Source organism: Flaviflexus equikiangi, assembly GCF_014069875.1.
Classification (GTDB): Bacteria; Actinomycetota; Actinomycetes; order Actinomycetales; family Actinomycetaceae; genus Flaviflexus; species Flaviflexus equikiangi.
In genome coordinates, this window is sequence record NZ_CP059676.1 from 1689239 (window position 1) to 1704900 (window position 15662).

Genomic DNA, 15662 nt, shown 5'->3' on the forward strand with positions numbered 1-15662 from the left:
CGCAGGCGCGGGGAACACTTGATGAGCTGTCCGCCGACCATGGTGGCCGGGGGCTCATCCCCGCAGGCGCGGGGAACACGGACAGATCCTTGGCATAAGTCTCACGTCCATGGGCTCATCCCCGCAGGCGCGGGGAACACGACGAAGGCGCCCTCTCATTCTGCTAGACACAAGGCTCATCCCCGCAGGCGCGGGGAACACGCGGGTGCTTGTCTTGATTCGCTGGTTTCAAGGGGCTCATCCCCGCAGGCGCGGGGAACACGCTGATCCCAGGACCGCCGAGGCGTGGCGCGGGGGCTCATCCCCGCAGGCGCGGGGAACACCGTGTCCCCGCTAATGGACCATTGCCCCGGTGCGGCTCATCCCCGCAGGCGCGGGGAACACGACCCTTGCGGGAGCCGACCTTGGAGAGATGGGGGCTCATCCCCGCAGGCGCGGGGAACACCCCCACAGAGCCTCGAGGGTCGGCCGGATTCCCGGCTCATCCCCGCAGGCGCGGGGAACACGCCGCGATCGCTGCAGGTTCTTTCGTTGCGGCGGGCTCATCCCCGCAGGCGCGGGGAACACATACCCGCCCAAATCGCCGACCTCACCGCCCGGGGCTCATCCCCGCAGGCGCGGGGAACACAACGTGTCCTGGCAGTAGAAATCGTGAAACCACGGCTCATCCCCGCAGGCGCGGGGAACACCGCTGGGACGAGCATGCGGGCATTGCGGTTGCAGGCTCATCCCCGCAGGCGCGGGGAACACTCACCGGTCTTGAAACTGGTCTTGATGTCCACGGGCTCATCCCCGCAGGCGCGGGGAACACCTCGATGAGCTGCTGAAGCTCGGCAATTGTGGGGGCTCATCCCCGCAGGCGCGGGGAACACTGTTTTGGCTAGATCATGCGGGAAAGTGGCATGGGCTCATCCCCGCAGGCGCGGGGAACACAGTCGAAGCGGACTACACCATCATGTGACCACAGGCTCATCCCCGCAGGCGCGGGGAACACCTCAAGTCGCCACACACTTACTGGTTAAATAAGGGCTCATCCCCGCAGGCGCGGGGAACACTTAGGGCGAGTGCCACGAAGATCATCAACATGGGGCTCATCCCCGCAGGCGCGGGGAACACATCCCGGCAGGGTTTCGGCCATCCCGAAACATGGGCTCATCCCCGCAGGCGCGGGGAACACGGTTAGTAACTAAATAGGGGAGAACAAACTATGGGCTCATCCCCGCAGGCGCGGGGAACACTGCCCACGCTTTGTCCTCGTCGCGGTCGGTGACGGCTCATCCCCGCAGGCGCGGGGAACACGGACAGACCCTTGGCACAAGTCCCATGTCCATGGGCTCATCCCCGCAGGCGCGGGGAACACTGCCGGCGGATCTGGCCTGCCAGGTCGCCGGTCGGCTCATCCCCGCAGGCGCGGGGAACACGGCTCGGACAAAGCCAGCGAAGCCCTCGACGAGGGCTCATCCCCGCAGGCGCGGGGAACACTCGGGATCACCGCCCGTGCGCCTTAGGCTCAGCCGGCTCATCCCCGCAGGCGCGGGGAACACCCGGTGACCGAAACGCTGACCGCGACCGATACGGGCTCATCCCCGCAGGCGCGGGGAACACTGGACTGAGACTGACCGTATTTTGGCTGAAGCGGGCTCATCCCCGCAGGCGCGGGGAACACTCCGCCTGTGGCCGTGCGCACGTATGCGGTGGCGGCTCATCCCCGCAGGCGCGGGGAACACGGGTCTTAAAGTCTTGCACGTTAGCGCGAAGAGGGCTCATCCCCGCAGGCGCGGGGAACACCCGTCGCGCTTGATGATGGTGACGGGGAGGTCGGGCTCATCCCCGCAGGCGCGGGGAACACAAGTCGGCATCGGTTCCGGTGAGTATTTGAGGGGGCTCATCCCCGCAGGCGCGGGGAACACTGCCAAGAACTCATCCAGGAACGCACCCCAGGGGGCTCATCCCCGCAGGCGCGGGGAACACATCGCTTCCAGGGTCGCGGTGACACGGGTCGCGGGCTCATCCCCGCAGGCGCGGGGAACACCGTTTTGGATGACGGCGAAGATTGCCGCACCAAGGCTCATCCCCGCAGGCGCGGGGAACACGTCGTGATCCTCGCTCCTCCGGCCAGGTAGGTGGGCTCATCCCCGCAGGCGCGGGGAACACCGACCAGCAACGACCCCACAGACTGGGTGCGTCGGCTCATCCCCGCAGGCGCGGGGAACACTCCGAATTGTCGCCGGTATTTTTCCAGCGATCGGGCTCATCCCCGCAGGCGCGGGGAACACGTGCGGTCTTCGGGGATCGCGTCGAGCGCCACCGGCTCATCCCCGCAGGCGCGGGGAACACCTGCAGTATCAACTCGACAACTGGGACGCGATGGGCTCATCCCCGCAGGCGCGGGGAACACTTCAATCTTGTTCCACGTTGACTGCCCAAATGCGGCTCATCCCCGCAGGCGCGGGGAACACCACGACAAGACCTAGAACACGAAGGTCTCCCAGGGCTCATCCCCGCAGGCGCGGGGAACACAAAAACAGGCCGAAACGCAACCAACTGATCGCGGGCTCATCCCCGCAGGCGCGGGGAACACGTGGGGTCAGATTTCTGGGGTTCCGGCGAAGGAGGCTCATCCCCGCAGGCGCGGGGAACACAGGCGCAGGTTTTGTGTCACGGTCGTGGACGTGGGCTCATCCCCGCAGGCGCGGGGAACACGTGCCCTGCTCGTCACCGAACATCGCGTCCCAGGGCTCATCCCCGCAGGCGCGGGGAACACCTCTGAAGACGAAGGGGACGAAGGGTTGGATGGGGCTCATCCCCGCAGGCGCGGGGAACACCTGGTGCTGTCGCGCATATCGGCGGACAGCACGGGCTCATCCCCGCAGGCGCGGGGAACACAAGACGCTTGCGGATCAGAAGATCCGCCTAACGGGCTCATCCCCGCAGGCGCGGGGAACACGGCTCGGACAAAGCCAGCGAAGCCCTCGACGAGGGCTCATCCCCGCAGGCGCGGGGAACACACCGACATCGTTCGGGACATCGCCGCCAACGCGGGCTCATCCCCGCAGGCGCGGGGAACACCACGTTCGCGCTGGCTTGGTGGACGGTGGTTCAGGCTCATCCCCGCAGGCGCGGGGAACACCAGGACCGCAGTCACTGGCCGTGGGGCTCACCCGGCTCATCCCCGCAGGCGCGGGGAACACGGCATATACATATGATGTCTGACGTCTGACAACGGCTCATCCCCGCAGGCGCGGGGAACACGGCGGGTTTCGTAACCGTCAGGGATGCGGAATGGGCTCATCCCCGCAGGCGCGGGGAACACACTTCCTGAGCAGGGAAGTTACTGCCTCGGTAATGCTATCTCATTCAGTTGAGCAATTATGCCCTGGGACGTCGGTTAAACCGTTCGGCCCTCCTGTAGCCAGACGCCTTGCTCCACCCGGGTTTCAACTCGCTGCTCTCCTGCTCTGGTTTGGCCGGACGTAGCATGAGGGTCAGTCCATCAAGGTCGATGGGTTGCCAGTGATGATCTTTGACCTTGAAGCCAAGACCCTGTTCTGACTTGTTGTTCCAGATCATGATGGCACGCCCCGTGCCGGAGGCCTCCTCGACTCGGGACCACAGGTGTTCTCGGATGCGTGCGCTGACTTTGCCGACGAAGACTCCTGCCGATATTTCGTATAGCCATTTTGTTAGGTCTCCGCGTAAGCCGGTTGGACATGCGGAGAGGACGAGTACGATCATTCTTTCCTATCCGTAATTCTGTCCACTAGAGAGCCTGTTATCAGATCTTCCTGACCAGATCGACAGCGCTTCGTCGTACATGATCAGTGGCTCTTCTTTCGCGGTGGCCCCGTCTAGGAACAGGTCGCGCAGTATCTTGACAGCCCGCTCCATGACGCCTTCCGCCATAAGCCTGTCTCGCAGCAGCCGTCGAACGTCGTTGACTGGATCGACAGACCCGGAAGCAACCACATCGAAAGCAGCAGGTATAGTCGTCTCCGCCTTGAATAGATCGGCTACGTCATAGACGAAGCTCAAGTCATGCCCGACATGCACAAATCCTAATCCTGGTGCCATTCCCAGAGAGTGGATAACGGCCGCAATAACCCCGTAGAGACAAGAGTTAGCGCTCGATAGTGCCTGGTTGACCGGATCGGAGTCGGCGATGTCTCCCGCCTTATAGTCGCGCCGCACCCAATCAACACTGGTTCTTTGCGACTCTGCGGCGTATATTTTCCGGACACGTGCCCCTTCCCGGCCCCGAAGCTGCTGCATCGTGAGGTGGGATACATCCTCGTCCGGAAATCTCATTTCGTACATTTCGCGCGCAATTCGCAATCGGGCCTTCTGGCTTGAGAATGCTCGCGCTTGGGCTTCGAGCAGGCGCGTACTGCGGGCGAGGGGTCGGCCCGCCGCATAGCAGCGAACAGACCCCTCCCCCACCCAAATCACACTGGCACCAGCTGCGCCGATTACACTCATCGCAGCATGGGTGATCCGAGTTCCGGGACCCAGCAAGAGTGCGCCGATCATTGCCATCGGTATGTGGACGGTGCCCCGATCGTCGGTAGCGGTCAACGCATTCGAGTCCCGGTGGACTATGCATCGTTCCAAATACACGAAGGTCAACCGATCAGACGCCTTCGCGACATCCTGTGATCCAGGTGGAATAGCCCCGCTCATTTCACTTCCTGGAAAGCGTCATGAGCCCACATCCATATGCCTTGCCTCGTCCCAGGCCTTCGATGAGCGAGAGCCTCAGGAGATCTGCATCGACGACTTCCAGATCGCCGACAATCGTGACATGGCGTTGCGTGACCCGTGTCGTCCTGTCTGACGCTCCTTTGGAGAATGCTCGGTCTGCTCGCTTGACTACCTTGGCCAGAGGGGAATCTTCGCCCTCAGCAGTCGCGAGCACCTTGAAGCCCCAACGGTCCTGTCGCGCATAGAACCAGTCTAGCTGTTGTGCCTCTGTCACGTGGGGAACGAGTTTTCCACGACCCCCTTGGACCCGTAAGCGCTTGACGGGATTGACGGTGACTCTGAACTGGTACTCTTGACCGTTCTCAATGCGGTCGAGGAACTTACCGTACGCGAGGCTCTCACTCGGCGATGTGTCCCAACCTGCAGCCTCGACAATGTGTGCCATGTCCGGCTTCCGAGGCGATACGACATACAGCGTCGCACCGGATCCCGTTTCGTCCACGCGCCATAGGACACGTTCCTTCGCTGGGGTGCCATCAACCGGGGGAAACGATGACTCGACTGCTGCGTGCATTGCCCGAGGATTCGCGAGCAGCTTCCTTGCTTCGCGACGGCGGGAGTTGATCTGAAGCCTACTGAAATACATCAGCTCTCCTTAACCAGAGTAAAGAACGGATCGTCAATCTCCACACCATCGGGATTGTCGACTCGTACAGGTTCACATCGAACGACCTTTCGGGAATCGTAGTTTCGATCCGAAGGACTGAACGAACGAGGCACGTCGCGGACGATCTCTCCCTCCTCGCCCGGTCTCGCATCTCGAGAGAGCGGCAGGTACAGATACTTCTGCGCTTCCTTCCGATACCACTCGGTCGCTAGCCAGGGCGCGATGTCGAAATCTCGTAGAACGGTCTCGACATCGTTCTCGTCATATACTCCCCCGACGAAGTCCACCGGCACGGGGCAAGCACGCCTGCCCAGATATAGTGGAAAGCGGGGGGCCACGACCGCCTCCGCAAGAGTCTCGATGAGGCCGCTCTCTCCCGATATCGCGATGGAGAAAGCAGCATCGGAGAGATAGTGCCGCCACGATAGGGTCGAGTGTTTGTCCCCACGTGCTTTTGCCGTGTGGTAGTCGACGAGCAGACGCCCTGGTTGGTCGGTTCGAGTTCCGATGGTGAGCGCTACCAGGTCCGTTACATCTTCTTCGCGAGATCGGCCTAAGGCCGCCGCGAGAAGGCCGACAATGCCTGACTTGCTTGGCTCTCGACCAGATTCCCGTGTGGAATAGCGTGAGTTCACCGCCCAGGACTGCATCGGTCCAGAGGCTCGGAGGATGAGGGTGCTCATTCCTCTCCCTCAACCTTGTCACTCGGGATTACCGCTTCGACGACATCGCGCAGATTGTCGATAAGTTCACCGGCGCTGACCGATGAACCCAAGGCTTCCGCCTCAGATCGGAGGCTCGGAACAGCCGCTACCCACGAGTGGAGAGGGACGAGACCATAGGTGTCCTCCACGGCATTCGCCTCTGACGCAAGGGCGCGCGTGGCAAGCAGTCGCCTGTCCTGATCAGAATTCGCCTCGACAGGCTTTTCGAAGGCATTCACGTAACTCACCGGGCGGCGGTCGCGAACAGCCACTGCGACGACCTCGGGAAGTGTGTGCGACGCAAAGGTGTTCTGCTTCCCGGAAGGCAGCGCCTCGACGAACGTTGTCGCGAAGGCTTGGACCGCTCGAACGACAGCCTCTCGGGAACCAAGATTTGTCATGAGTTGGTCAACATTGATGGTCGCGTAGCGGTACATCGTGGATGACATCATCTCGATCGTTCCGATCATCCCTGCACCCGTTTCCTCATCTGCTCGGCTCATGTCGTCGACCGCCGTGTAGTAGTCGAAGTCCGGCAGGGCAGCATGTACGCCGAGGGCATGGGCAACCTGCGCAGATGCGTCAACATTGAGCGCCGCATCATCAGCCACCATGCGACCGAAGAGAGAAACGTCGATCGCATGCTCCGTATCGAGGACCTCCTGAACATCCTTCTTGGAAAGGGCAGATACATCGTCAGTATGCACGAGGAGTTCTGCAAGCCGGTCGACCTGGTGGGCACCTAAGAAGACGAGATACCCTGCTGTGAGAGGCTTCGGCTCTTCTCCCTTCTTGACCTTTGGGGCAGTGACTTTGAAGCCTGCCTTCGTCATCGCCTGCGCGGCCTTCTCAAGTGCGACGTCGCTGTCCACATCTGGATCGATTTCTGCCATACGGCGGGCCACGAGTTCGACGATGCGTTTCGTTCTGACTCCAAGCTCGGAATCGTCGAGGTGCTGGGAAAACGCCTTCCGCTGGGCGGCCTTGAGTGCTTGGGATGAGATCCTTTGCCGCTGAACGCCACCGAAGAAAGCGGTCTTCGGGGCGCCGTCTTCTCCCCGGTTCACGTTGCTGGGTGCAAGCGTGTGGAGTGCATGGAAATCGATAAATGTAGTCATGGTTTTACTCGTCTTTCAAAATAGTGGTTGGATTGGCTTCAGTTTGTGGTTGGGGCTGACGGTTCTGCCGGTGCCCAGGAGAATGCTCGATAGAAGTCTCTTCCCCAGGCGCGAAGCAGGCTTGGACGATATTGGGCGAATTGAAGGCGATAGATATCGCTCGCCAGTCGGCCATAATCCAGGCCGATAGCGTTCGTACTGGTACTGTCTGTCGCCATGAGACCGACAAGGGCTCGGAGATAGTGCCTGCGGGTGGGGAAGTTCGTCGCCGAAAGAAGAGCATCGTACGAACGCTTCGTCGAAGCGGTTCTGCCTCTCATGAGCGTTCCGGCAGCAGAACCGAAGCTGATACCCGGTATGTGCACTGGCCTGGTGTTGCCGCGCTGGTGAATTGCATACAGCGTGAGTGCGAGATGGCCGGCCCACTCTCCTGCGGTCGGCTCGTCTCTCTGCCCGATGAATCTTTCAGGAAGCGCTTCCAGAACCAGTTGCCACACCTCAGGGTTCTCACCGGGTTCCTCATCGACGGCGCGGCGCAACACGGCCAATGTGCGGCGCGCAGAAGGATTCTCGGCCTCCAGAAACTGTCTCTGAAGTATCGATACGGTTCTCCCGATGCCTTCCTGAAGGCTCTCGGCTTTTGTCTCCTCGTTCACGATTCTGCTCCTTGAATTTTCGTGGTTGACGATGTCGCCATGGCAGGGCTGGCGTCTCCCGTGCGTTTCGGCACCCCGGTCACTTCGTTGAGTTTCCGCATGATCCATGCCTCGTACCTCGCTGACGAGTGAAGCACGCTGTTACCGTTCTCATTTGTCTCCATCCAGCCGACTGCCGCATTTGGCCCAGCTGATTCGACTGCCGACGCGATATGTTTGACCGTCACCCGGCGCATAATCGTGCGCCACCTCTTAGAAGCTTCCTCCGCGCCGAGCTCAGGAGTGAGGGCCGAAACCCATTGGATGAACTCATTTTCGAGTGCATTCAACCAGGCGTGAATCGGGCCCTCGGGTTCGTCCTCTGGTGAGGCTCCGCCACAAATCAACAGCTGCTTGAGGAACCATTTCATGCTGCCTCTGAAGGACATGACACGTTCGACGGCCTGAACAGCGACGCTCCTCATCTCACCGCCGTCGCGCGTCAACAGTGACATACTGACAGGGATCTCGTCGAAGATCTCCTCGGTCAGGATTGCGTCTTGAGTACCGTAGACAGCGCCAATGAGCCGTAAACCGACTGTGTTGCTCTGAAACTCCCGGAGAAACTCCTCAGTCGCGTCATTCTCCATACTGTCGAGGATTGGAGCTTTGCGTCCTTGTTCGATGGGGCCACTGCTCTCCTGGAAGATTCCTTGGATGCCTCGCCAGACTGTCAGTTCGGCATCATGTTTGCGGGGGAAATGGACCTCAATACCGTTCTTTGACTGAGCTTTGGAATATCGATAGCCGGTGCCGGGATCGAGGAACATGTTAGAGACCTGGATCTTGTCCCCATTGGAGATGACGACCTTGGAGACCGTCTCCAATTCCTCGTCAACAACCAGGCGAACACGCCGCTGCTGCCAGGTCAGGAGGTCGACTAGACCGTTGGGTATCAGCGCCTCAAGGCTGCGCGGTGCAGATGTGTCCGGAGTTCTCTCCCATGGAGCAAGATCGCGCTCGCGTTCCTCCGTTCCCACAATGAGATCGACCATTGGAACATTCAGCAGGACAGTCTCTTTCAGTGTCTTGCCTGCAATTTGGACTGCACCGATCGCACCGGCCCATCCCGTTCCAATCCCATAGCCCTTGCCGTTCTTTACTCGAGGGTCTCCCACAGCTCCAGACTTGATACCGGAATGGTCGTAGGCGTGGAGGCGGATGAGCCAGCGTGCAGCGACGGCGGGATCGAGCTGGTTGCTCGTCTCCTGAGTCGACGTCGAGAACAGGCGCGGCCCGACGTCGGGCACGAGCAACGACGCATCCCGGAACTCATCCTTGCTCGTTCGAAGGTCCGCAACTTGATAGAACGGAGTTGCGGGATGAAAGAGATCGAATCGGTCCTCGTAGCGCTCCAAGTAACGTCGGGTGACATCTGCGACATCGACCGTCTTGCAGTAAAGCCATCGCTCCGGGAGGTCGAATGTCACGTCCAGATCGTCCTCCTCTCGAATGGCCCTGATGAATATCGCCTGGATCATCCGGAAGACAGCGAAGTTCTGAGTCTGGGACTCTCCGTCGAGATCCAAATAGTCGTCGAAGTTATCGAACAGCTGGTAGAGGCCTACGCTTTCGCTTTCGCCATCCGTTCGTCGCACCTTGATCCATTGCTCGGTCAAAAGGTCGAAACTAGCTCGTTGTTGCGTCATCATTCCCAGACTCCATCGTCAAGATCGTCATAATATGAATCCTCTATCCCTTCCTCGTTGTCCGCAGGAACCTCAGTCCCCTGCATCTCACCTATTTGTCGTAGACCGACTTCGTTGTCGTAACGCACGTATTTACCCAAGAGTTCACCCTCGAGATGGCGGTTTAACCGCAAGAGTAGCTGGCCCTTCAGACGAAAATCTGACTGCCATGCAGCCACACCGTTGCGTTCAAGTTCGTCGATCGCCCGATCGATTGAGGGGCCCGGCGGCACGAGCCATCGGGGCAGCCGAATAACGCTGGATGCCAGCACCTCAGCGATTCCGCGCGGAGGGACGGCTGACTCCCCAAGGACGATGTCATCGGGGATGAGCCACGGCAGAGGTGACAGGTAGCCGTCACGTTCCATCACCAGCAGCACCTCGATACCAGGCTCGATATCACGGACATGTGCAGATGCGCTGGTTTCACTCCTCGACGCATCCGTCTCGAGCATGACAGCGAGGGCGCCGCTAAGGCTTCCGAGACTGGAGGATGGCGGCTTGATTTGGAACTGTTCTGCCTTCTGCCGCGAATTGAGGACCTCGACAGTCTCTTTCGCTAATGCCGCGTCGTAACGATCGTGCCAAGAAAGCGGCACATCGAGGGCATCGGAGTATGTGCGTTCAACCAGCGAATCCAGATCGTGCATGAGACAGATCTCGTGCCCCACGAATGGCTGAAGCACAGCTAGTGAGCCGAGCAGAACTCGTTCTCGGTAGATGGCGACTGACCCTGCTTCGAACTCTGGAACATCATCCTCCCATTCGATTCCACGTATGTAGAGAGTGGGGTTCGCGAACGCACTCGGCCGGTCGGACAGTGGGCGCTGGTGCCGGTGGAGACGGCCCGCCCTCTGTATCAAAGCATCCGTGGGCGCCATGTCCGAGATGAGGACATCGAAGTCGATATCGAGAGATTGCTCGATGATTTGGGTTCCGACGACTATTCGTTTCTCCGGCCGGCCGGTTCCTCGGTGGGCTCCCGGCCCCAAAAGTTTGACGAGGCGGAGCTCCCGTTCGGCTCGGTCCGCGGCAGTGAACTGGGAATGAAGGAGCTCAACGTCGTCGCCAAATCTAGACTCAAGGCGCTCGTAGAGTTCTTGAGCTCGACGAACCGTGTTACAGACGATCCCGACGACTCCCCCGTCGGACTGCCAACGTCCATCACCGTCAATAATGGTCTCGACGTCGTCGGGAGCGAACTGGAGGGCAACTTTTCTGTGGCCTCCGCGTTGCACTATTCCTCGCTGCCTTGAGCCGTTGTGATCAGCAATCGTCAGCCGCGGGTACGGGACTTCGCCGTCGACGTTCTGAGCGGCCCGCGCAGCCTGTTTTCTTGCAGCCTTTTTGGCCAGGATCTTGGCCTGGAGGGCATCCACTCCACCCGCTTTGGAGGATCCCGGTACGAGATGGAGTCCGAGACCACTCTTGTAAGCGGCGACCAGCTTCTCTCTCGAACCGGATGCTAGTGTCGCTGACAGGACGATGACGCTTACGCCTTGAGCTGCCAGCCATGACAGAGTTCTTTCGAGGTAACTCGACGTGTAGACATCGTATGAATGAGCTTCATCGATGATAACGACCTTTCCCGAGAGCCCAAGATGGCGCAGCGTAACGTAACGTGTCGCCAGCGCTGCCATAAGGATCTGATCGACCGTCGTCACCGCAAACTCCGCAAGAAGACCTTTCTTGCCAGAGAACCACTGATGCGCAATGACGGAGGAATCACCGGAATCGACCGACCGTGTCTTCCGTATTAAGCGCTCGTATTCAGGGTTCAAGCGTGATCGTGAATGGCCCAAGAAGAGCGAGTGATTCTGCGTATCTCCTTCGATGACGGATGAGGCCCACCGTTCAAGCCTCGTGTACATCGCATCTGTGGTCGCCATCGTCGGCAGCGCAAAGGCGACTCCGCCGGCTCCCGTCCTCGCCGCGATCATTTCAGCAGCGAGGAGCGCAGCTTCCGTTTTTCCTTGTCCCATTTCCTCTTCGATGATCAGAAGAGTGGGGCCGGAGACGCTCGCGGCAGCATGGACTGCAGAGTCCTGAACGGGCCGAAGGTTGGTGCGCTCGGACCAGCCGAATCTTTTCCTGAAAGGCGGCACATCGGAAGTCTCTGCATGCCAGGTTCTCGTCATTCCCAATCGCGCCAAGGCTTCACTTGCCCTTGATGAGCCCGACACGTGTCGCCCCGAGGATGTCAGTCCGAAGAACTCCTGGTTTGAAGAGAGCCAGTCCGCCATTGTGACAAGCCCTGCCAGCATGAATTGATCAGAAACGGGTACACCGCCCTGCGCTAGAACTCGATCGAGGACAGCATGAGCTCCAGTCCTCTCCGTAATATCGCCGATGATTTCGACCCATGCGTCGCGCCACGAGTCAGAGTGCTGGCGCAGCCATTGCTGTGATGGTGCGTTCTCATCCCTGTCGGAGCCCCGCAGCCTGCTCGGCTTACCATGGTGACATCCTGCAATCCCGCTCACGGAAGCGATGGTTGGCCAACCTGATTCCGGAAACTCGTCACGTAACCAGTTCCCCAGAATGAGGTCCGAGTAGACGGAATGCGGTTCCCTGCGAAGCGGATCTAGAAAAGCACCTTCCATGCCGAACGTTTGCACCCACTTTCAGGCTGGAGATGTTCGACGTCTGGACGCCGAAGCAGCTGTTGGGAGAAATGCAGCTCCGCTTTTCCTATGTCGTGCGTACCGGCGAGCCAGGCGACGAGCGCCACTGCCGATTCTTCGTCGCCGGCCAACTGGATAAGCCGCTTCTGCAGGGAAGGCGCCACCCATGACGAGGCCAACAGTTCGCCAACGTCGGCAGTGTCGCGCAAGTGCTGCCTTAACGACAGCCAGACGTCGAGACCGTCACTGTCTACATCATCTCGTGTGAATCTGTCAGGCGTCTTTGCCCAGAAGACCCACGATTCCGAATCTGAAGCCACCTCTTACCTCCATTGGCATCTCAGGTGTGACTAGGTCTCCAGGATACACAATGACGGCTCTGCAAATACGTAAATGCAGTTAAAGGGATCGAGTTTGACAAAACAAGTTTCCCAGGCTGTTGCCGGATGGAACCCCGCGAGCGCGGGGAAAACGTGTCATTAACGTATATGCACGGCTCATCCCAACTCCAGTCAGGCATAACAACACTATCGCGGCCACGGCCCCGTGTCGCTGTGCTTCGCGGTGACGCGTCGGTCGCCGACCTGTCGTCAATGAACCAGCTTCTCGTCACCTCGCTCGACGGCCAGCATGAGGCTTGGAAACCTCTTTCGAACACCTGGTCGGCGATCACCTATCGGGCGGTGATGATCATCGCTCAACGATCTCCAGGTCTCCTCCGAGAGCTCCCCCGCATCACACAGTGCAGTCTTCCGTATTGTCTGTGAGGCTGAACCAGGAATTCGTTCCGCGCGCGGCGGCTGAAACACGACAAAGGCGGTCAGCTGCGGTTGCCTTCCACTCGCCATAGGAAACGCCTCTGCGGGCGCTGCACTCTTCGCGCTAAACCAGCTCGAGACCGTCAGCAACGACGCGGCCGCGATGGAGGACGGTCCGATCGGGAAGGCGATCCATAACCGCCGCGGTGGGAGTATCGCCTGCGACGATGAGGAGATCCGCACGGTCCCCTCCTGCTAATCCAGGCCGGTCATCGATGCCGGTGAGCCTGGGAAGGTCGCGGTCTATGATGGAGGCACCGCCACGGCTGGCGATGGCAAGGCAGTGCTCGATGTCTTCGTCGCGGCGATATCCGTGTGTGAAGGCTAGCTGACAAGTCCGATCGAGCATGTCTGCATTGCCGTAGGGAGACCAGTAGTCGCGCTGACCGTCCTCTCCCAGACCGACTCGGACTCCGTTCTCGGTCATGAGCCTCAGGGGAAGTGTGGTGCGGCCTCCGGGAGCGATCGTCGCTGTTGCCACATCGGCTTCAGCGAAGCGCTCAACGAGAGATCGCGTCTGGCTTTCGCTACCGTCCCACAGCCCGTAGCCGTGGGAGATGACAACATTGCCCTGCATGCCCAGCGCGAGAGTGCGTTCCAGGATCAAGTCCGCAGAGAACCGTCCGAGGTCTCCGGGCTCGTGCAGGTGGATATCGACAGGCACTGCATACTTCTCGGCCAGCCCGAAGACGATGTCGAGGTGCCTGACAGGATCACGGTCGAGAGTGCAGGGATCGATACCGCCGACAACGTCCGCGCCGGCACGCAGAGCATCCTCAAGCACTTGGGCGGAGCCCTCTTCGCGCAGAAGCCCCGCTTGAGGGAAGGCGATGATCTGAACCTCGGCTCGCTCTCGATGCGCGTCCCGTGCGGCGAGAACTGCCTCCAGCCTTTCCATCCCCGCATCAACGTCAACCTGAGCGAATGAACGGATCCGGGTTGTCCCCCGGGCCACCATCAGACCCAGCGTGTGGGACACTCGCTCGACGATTCCTACCTCTGCATCCCGCCAGTTCTCGCGGTCGTTGAGCATCATGGTCCACACGCCCCGCCCTCCGGTGTGGGGACGGAACGGCAAGCCTAGCCGTGTCGAGTCGAGATGAACGTGAACATCGGAGAACGACGGAAGAAGGATTCGTCCCCTCCCCCGAATATCTGATTCGTCGACGTTTCCGCTTGCCGGCACGATCTCGGCAATCGTCTCACCCTCGATACGAACGTCGCTTGAAGCAGTACCCCATGGTCGAACATCACGAATCCACATGAGCGTGATTCTACCAAGCCCATCGTGCGATCTTCGCCCACCCCACATCCCGGCCCCATGATTCCGTACCCTGCCGGAGATGATCTCGATCCGTCATCGCCCCCTGCGCGGAGCTATCTGTCGAGCGAAGGTGAACCAGAGCCAGATCTCGTGCCGTGTGGTGCTCTGACAGGAGACCGAGATGTTCTGTGAGAGAATCCCCGAACCCAACCACCGTGATTCAGTGTGGAAACCTCTTCGAGGTCTCGTGCCGTACTCGTGCAGCACAAAAACACATTGGATGGGCACCATGGCGGCTATCTGTTCAATACGCCAGAAAGCCGAACTTTTCGCCCTCACTACATGGGATTCTACGAACATCACCAGTTCGCGTACTGCGAGCTCATTGACGAAGGTTTAGTTATGCACGAACACGAGAACCGGGCAGATCCCGGGTGGTATCCGACACCGAGCGGAGAGCAACGGTACTGGGATGGCAGCCAATGGCTCGCTCTGCCCGCACCCGAGGTCTCGCAGATCGTCCCTGCATCTGGTTCGAGGCGCCTGTGGATCTGGGGCGCGGTTGTTACGCTCCTCATCGTCGGGATCATTGTCGGAACCGGCTCTTTCGTGATCGCAGATCGTAACCGTGCGAGAGCTGCGGCTGAGGCCTCAGTCCAAGCCGCCGAAGAGGCGAGCATTCGAGCGGCGGAGGAAGCTGCCGAGGAGGCTGCCAGTATCGAGGCCGCTGAGGAAGCCGCACAGCGCGAGCAGGATCGGGAAGATCGAGAGGAGCGGAACAGTCGCCGGGAGACCGTGACGGAGATTGAGGAGAGCATCTCTGAGATGGCGGAGGGGCATATCGCCCAGGGCATTCTCGATGGGCAGGTGATTTCCACGAGCTGTTCCCCCGTCGCCGGTGGGTCACTCGAAGATCTGACAGAGCAGACCACCGTCTTCGACTGCTTTGTCGCAACAGAGGACAATGGGGACGGCACGATGTACGGCTACCATTACCACTCCACGATGAACTGGAACTCCGGAGACTATACGTACGGTTTCGGCGCTCCCTGACAGATTCCCTTTACTCACCAGAGCAATCTCGTGCAGGCTTGATGTATGTGGTGGTTCGTCGCACCCGGCTGGACCCTCGAACACATTCCTCGCCAAGGACGAAGCCGGTCGAGCAACATCTCTGCGACTGTGCGGAACGATAGATCGTCAACACGATTGATGGGTTCTCTCAGTTGAGGTTATCTATCGGGCGTTGAGCCGTGAGCGCACGGCCGTTTCCTGATGTCGCGTGAGTGGCGGGACGCCAAACTCCCAGACTAGGAATGATAGACCTCGACGGAACACAGCTCAAATTAAGCGCGTGACGAGCATTCGTATCGCCAATGGCCGCGA

General features: G+C 60.0%; 11 protein-coding genes, 1 pseudogene and 1 CRISPR repeat array (1 of these 13 cut by a window edge). Of the genes and pseudogenes, 1 reads left to right on the forward strand and 11 read right to left on the reverse strand.

The window, feature by feature from the left end; translation table 11 throughout:
* Positions 1-3313: a CRISPR direct-repeat array (repeat unit 28 nt; unit sequence GGCTCATCCCCGCAGGCGCGGGGAACAC) (it extends 4040 nt beyond the left edge of the window).
* Positions 3314-3369: 56 nt separating this feature from the next.
* The 11 genes and pseudogenes from cas2e to H2O75_RS07965 all read right to left on the reverse strand — a co-directional run bounded on the left by cas2e (position 3370) and on the right by H2O75_RS07965 (position 14276).
* Positions 3370-3735 (reverse strand): type I-E CRISPR-associated endoribonuclease Cas2e, encoded by a 366-nt coding sequence (gene cas2e / locus H2O75_RS07920; protein WP_182170558.1) that lies wholly within the window; start codon positions 3733-3735, stop codon positions 3370-3372.
* Positions 3736-3741: 6 nt separating this feature from the next.
* Positions 3742-4677 carry a type I-E CRISPR-associated endonuclease Cas1e gene (gene cas1e / locus H2O75_RS07925; protein WP_182170560.1) on the reverse strand — a complete coding sequence of 312 codons (936 nt, stop codon included), beginning with the start codon at positions 4675-4677 and terminating at the stop codon, positions 3742-3744.
* 1 nt (position 4678) lies between these two features.
* Positions 4679-5344, reverse strand: coding sequence for a type I-E CRISPR-associated protein Cas6/Cse3/CasE (gene cas6e, locus H2O75_RS07930; RefSeq protein WP_182170562.1), 666 nt, complete (start codon positions 5342-5344; stop codon positions 4679-4681).
* A complete protein-coding gene (gene cas5e, locus H2O75_RS07935) occupies positions 5344-6048 on the reverse strand; it encodes a type I-E CRISPR-associated protein Cas5/CasD (RefSeq protein ID WP_182170564.1) in 705 nt (234 codons plus the stop codon). The genes cas6e and cas5e overlap by 1 nt, the downstream gene beginning before the upstream one ends.
* Positions 6045-7187, reverse strand: coding sequence for a type I-E CRISPR-associated protein Cas7/Cse4/CasC (gene cas7e, locus H2O75_RS07940; protein WP_182170566.1), 1143 nt, complete (start codon positions 7185-7187; stop codon positions 6045-6047). Before cas7e ends, cas5e begins: the two co-directional genes overlap by 4 nt.
* Before the next feature lie 38 nt (positions 7188-7225).
* Complete coding sequence (casB, locus tag H2O75_RS07945) at positions 7226-7843, reverse strand: type I-E CRISPR-associated protein Cse2/CasB (protein WP_182170568.1); 618 nt, start codon at positions 7841-7843, stop codon at positions 7226-7228.
* On the reverse strand, positions 7840-9534 hold the full coding sequence (gene casA / locus H2O75_RS07950) for a type I-E CRISPR-associated protein Cse1/CasA (protein ID WP_182170570.1): 1695 nt from the start codon (positions 9532-9534) through the stop codon (positions 7840-7842). Before casA ends, casB begins: the two co-directional genes overlap by 4 nt.
* Positions 9531-11675, reverse strand: coding sequence for a CRISPR-associated helicase Cas3' (gene cas3, locus H2O75_RS07955; RefSeq protein WP_259365230.1), 2145 nt, complete (start codon positions 11673-11675; stop codon positions 9531-9533). Before cas3 ends, casA begins: the two co-directional genes overlap by 4 nt.
* A gap of 114 nt (positions 11676-11789) precedes the next feature.
* A pseudogene (locus H2O75_RS11010) lies at positions 11790-12173 on the reverse strand (HD domain-containing protein); the annotation flags it as partial.
* A complete protein-coding gene (locus H2O75_RS07960; protein WP_182170576.1) occupies positions 12155-12514 on the reverse strand; it encodes an HD domain-containing protein in 360 nt (119 codons plus the stop codon). The gene H2O75_RS07960 and the pseudogene H2O75_RS11010, both read right to left, overlap by 19 nt.
* Before the next feature lie 562 nt (positions 12515-13076).
* Positions 13077-14276, reverse strand: coding sequence for an amidohydrolase family protein (locus H2O75_RS07965; RefSeq protein ID WP_182170579.1), 1200 nt, complete (start codon positions 14274-14276; stop codon positions 13077-13079).
* Positions 14277-14678: 402 nt separating this feature from the next.
* On the opposite strand from H2O75_RS07965, the gene H2O75_RS07970 reads away from it, so the two are divergent.
* Complete coding sequence (locus tag H2O75_RS07970; protein WP_182170583.1) at positions 14679-15329, forward strand: DUF2510 domain-containing protein; 651 nt, start codon at positions 14679-14681, stop codon at positions 15327-15329.
* Positions 15330-15662: the final 333 nt, after the last annotated feature.

What these genes read in the sequence shown, in the direction of transcription:
- cas2e (WP_182170558.1), bottom strand. Translation starts at nt 3,735, where the DNA reads ATGATCGTACTCGTCCTCTCCGCATGTCCAACCGGCTTACGCGGAGAC.
- cas1e (WP_182170560.1), bottom strand. Translation starts at nt 4,677, where the DNA reads ATGAGCGGGGCTATTCCACCTGGATCACAGGATGTCGCGAAGGCGTCT.
- cas6e (WP_182170562.1), bottom strand. Translation starts at nt 5,344, where the DNA reads ATGTATTTCAGTAGGCTTCAGATCAACTCCCGCCGTCGCGAAGCAAGG.
- cas5e (WP_182170564.1), bottom strand. Translation starts at nt 6,048, where the DNA reads ATGAGCACCCTCATCCTCCGAGCCTCTGGACCGATGCAGTCCTGGGCG.
- cas7e (WP_182170566.1), bottom strand. Translation starts at nt 7,187, where the DNA reads ATGACTACATTTATCGATTTCCATGCACTCCACACGCTTGCACCCAGC.
- casA (WP_182170570.1), bottom strand. Translation starts at nt 9,534, where the DNA reads ATGATGACGCAACAACGAGCTAGTTTCGACCTTTTGACCGAGCAATGG.
- H2O75_RS07965 (WP_182170579.1), bottom strand. Translation starts at nt 14,276, where the DNA reads ATGTGGATTCGTGATGTTCGACCATGGGGTACTGCTTCAAGCGACGTT.
- H2O75_RS07970 (WP_182170583.1), top strand. Translation starts at nt 14,679, where the DNA reads ATGCACGAACACGAGAACCGGGCAGATCCCGGGTGGTATCCGACACCG.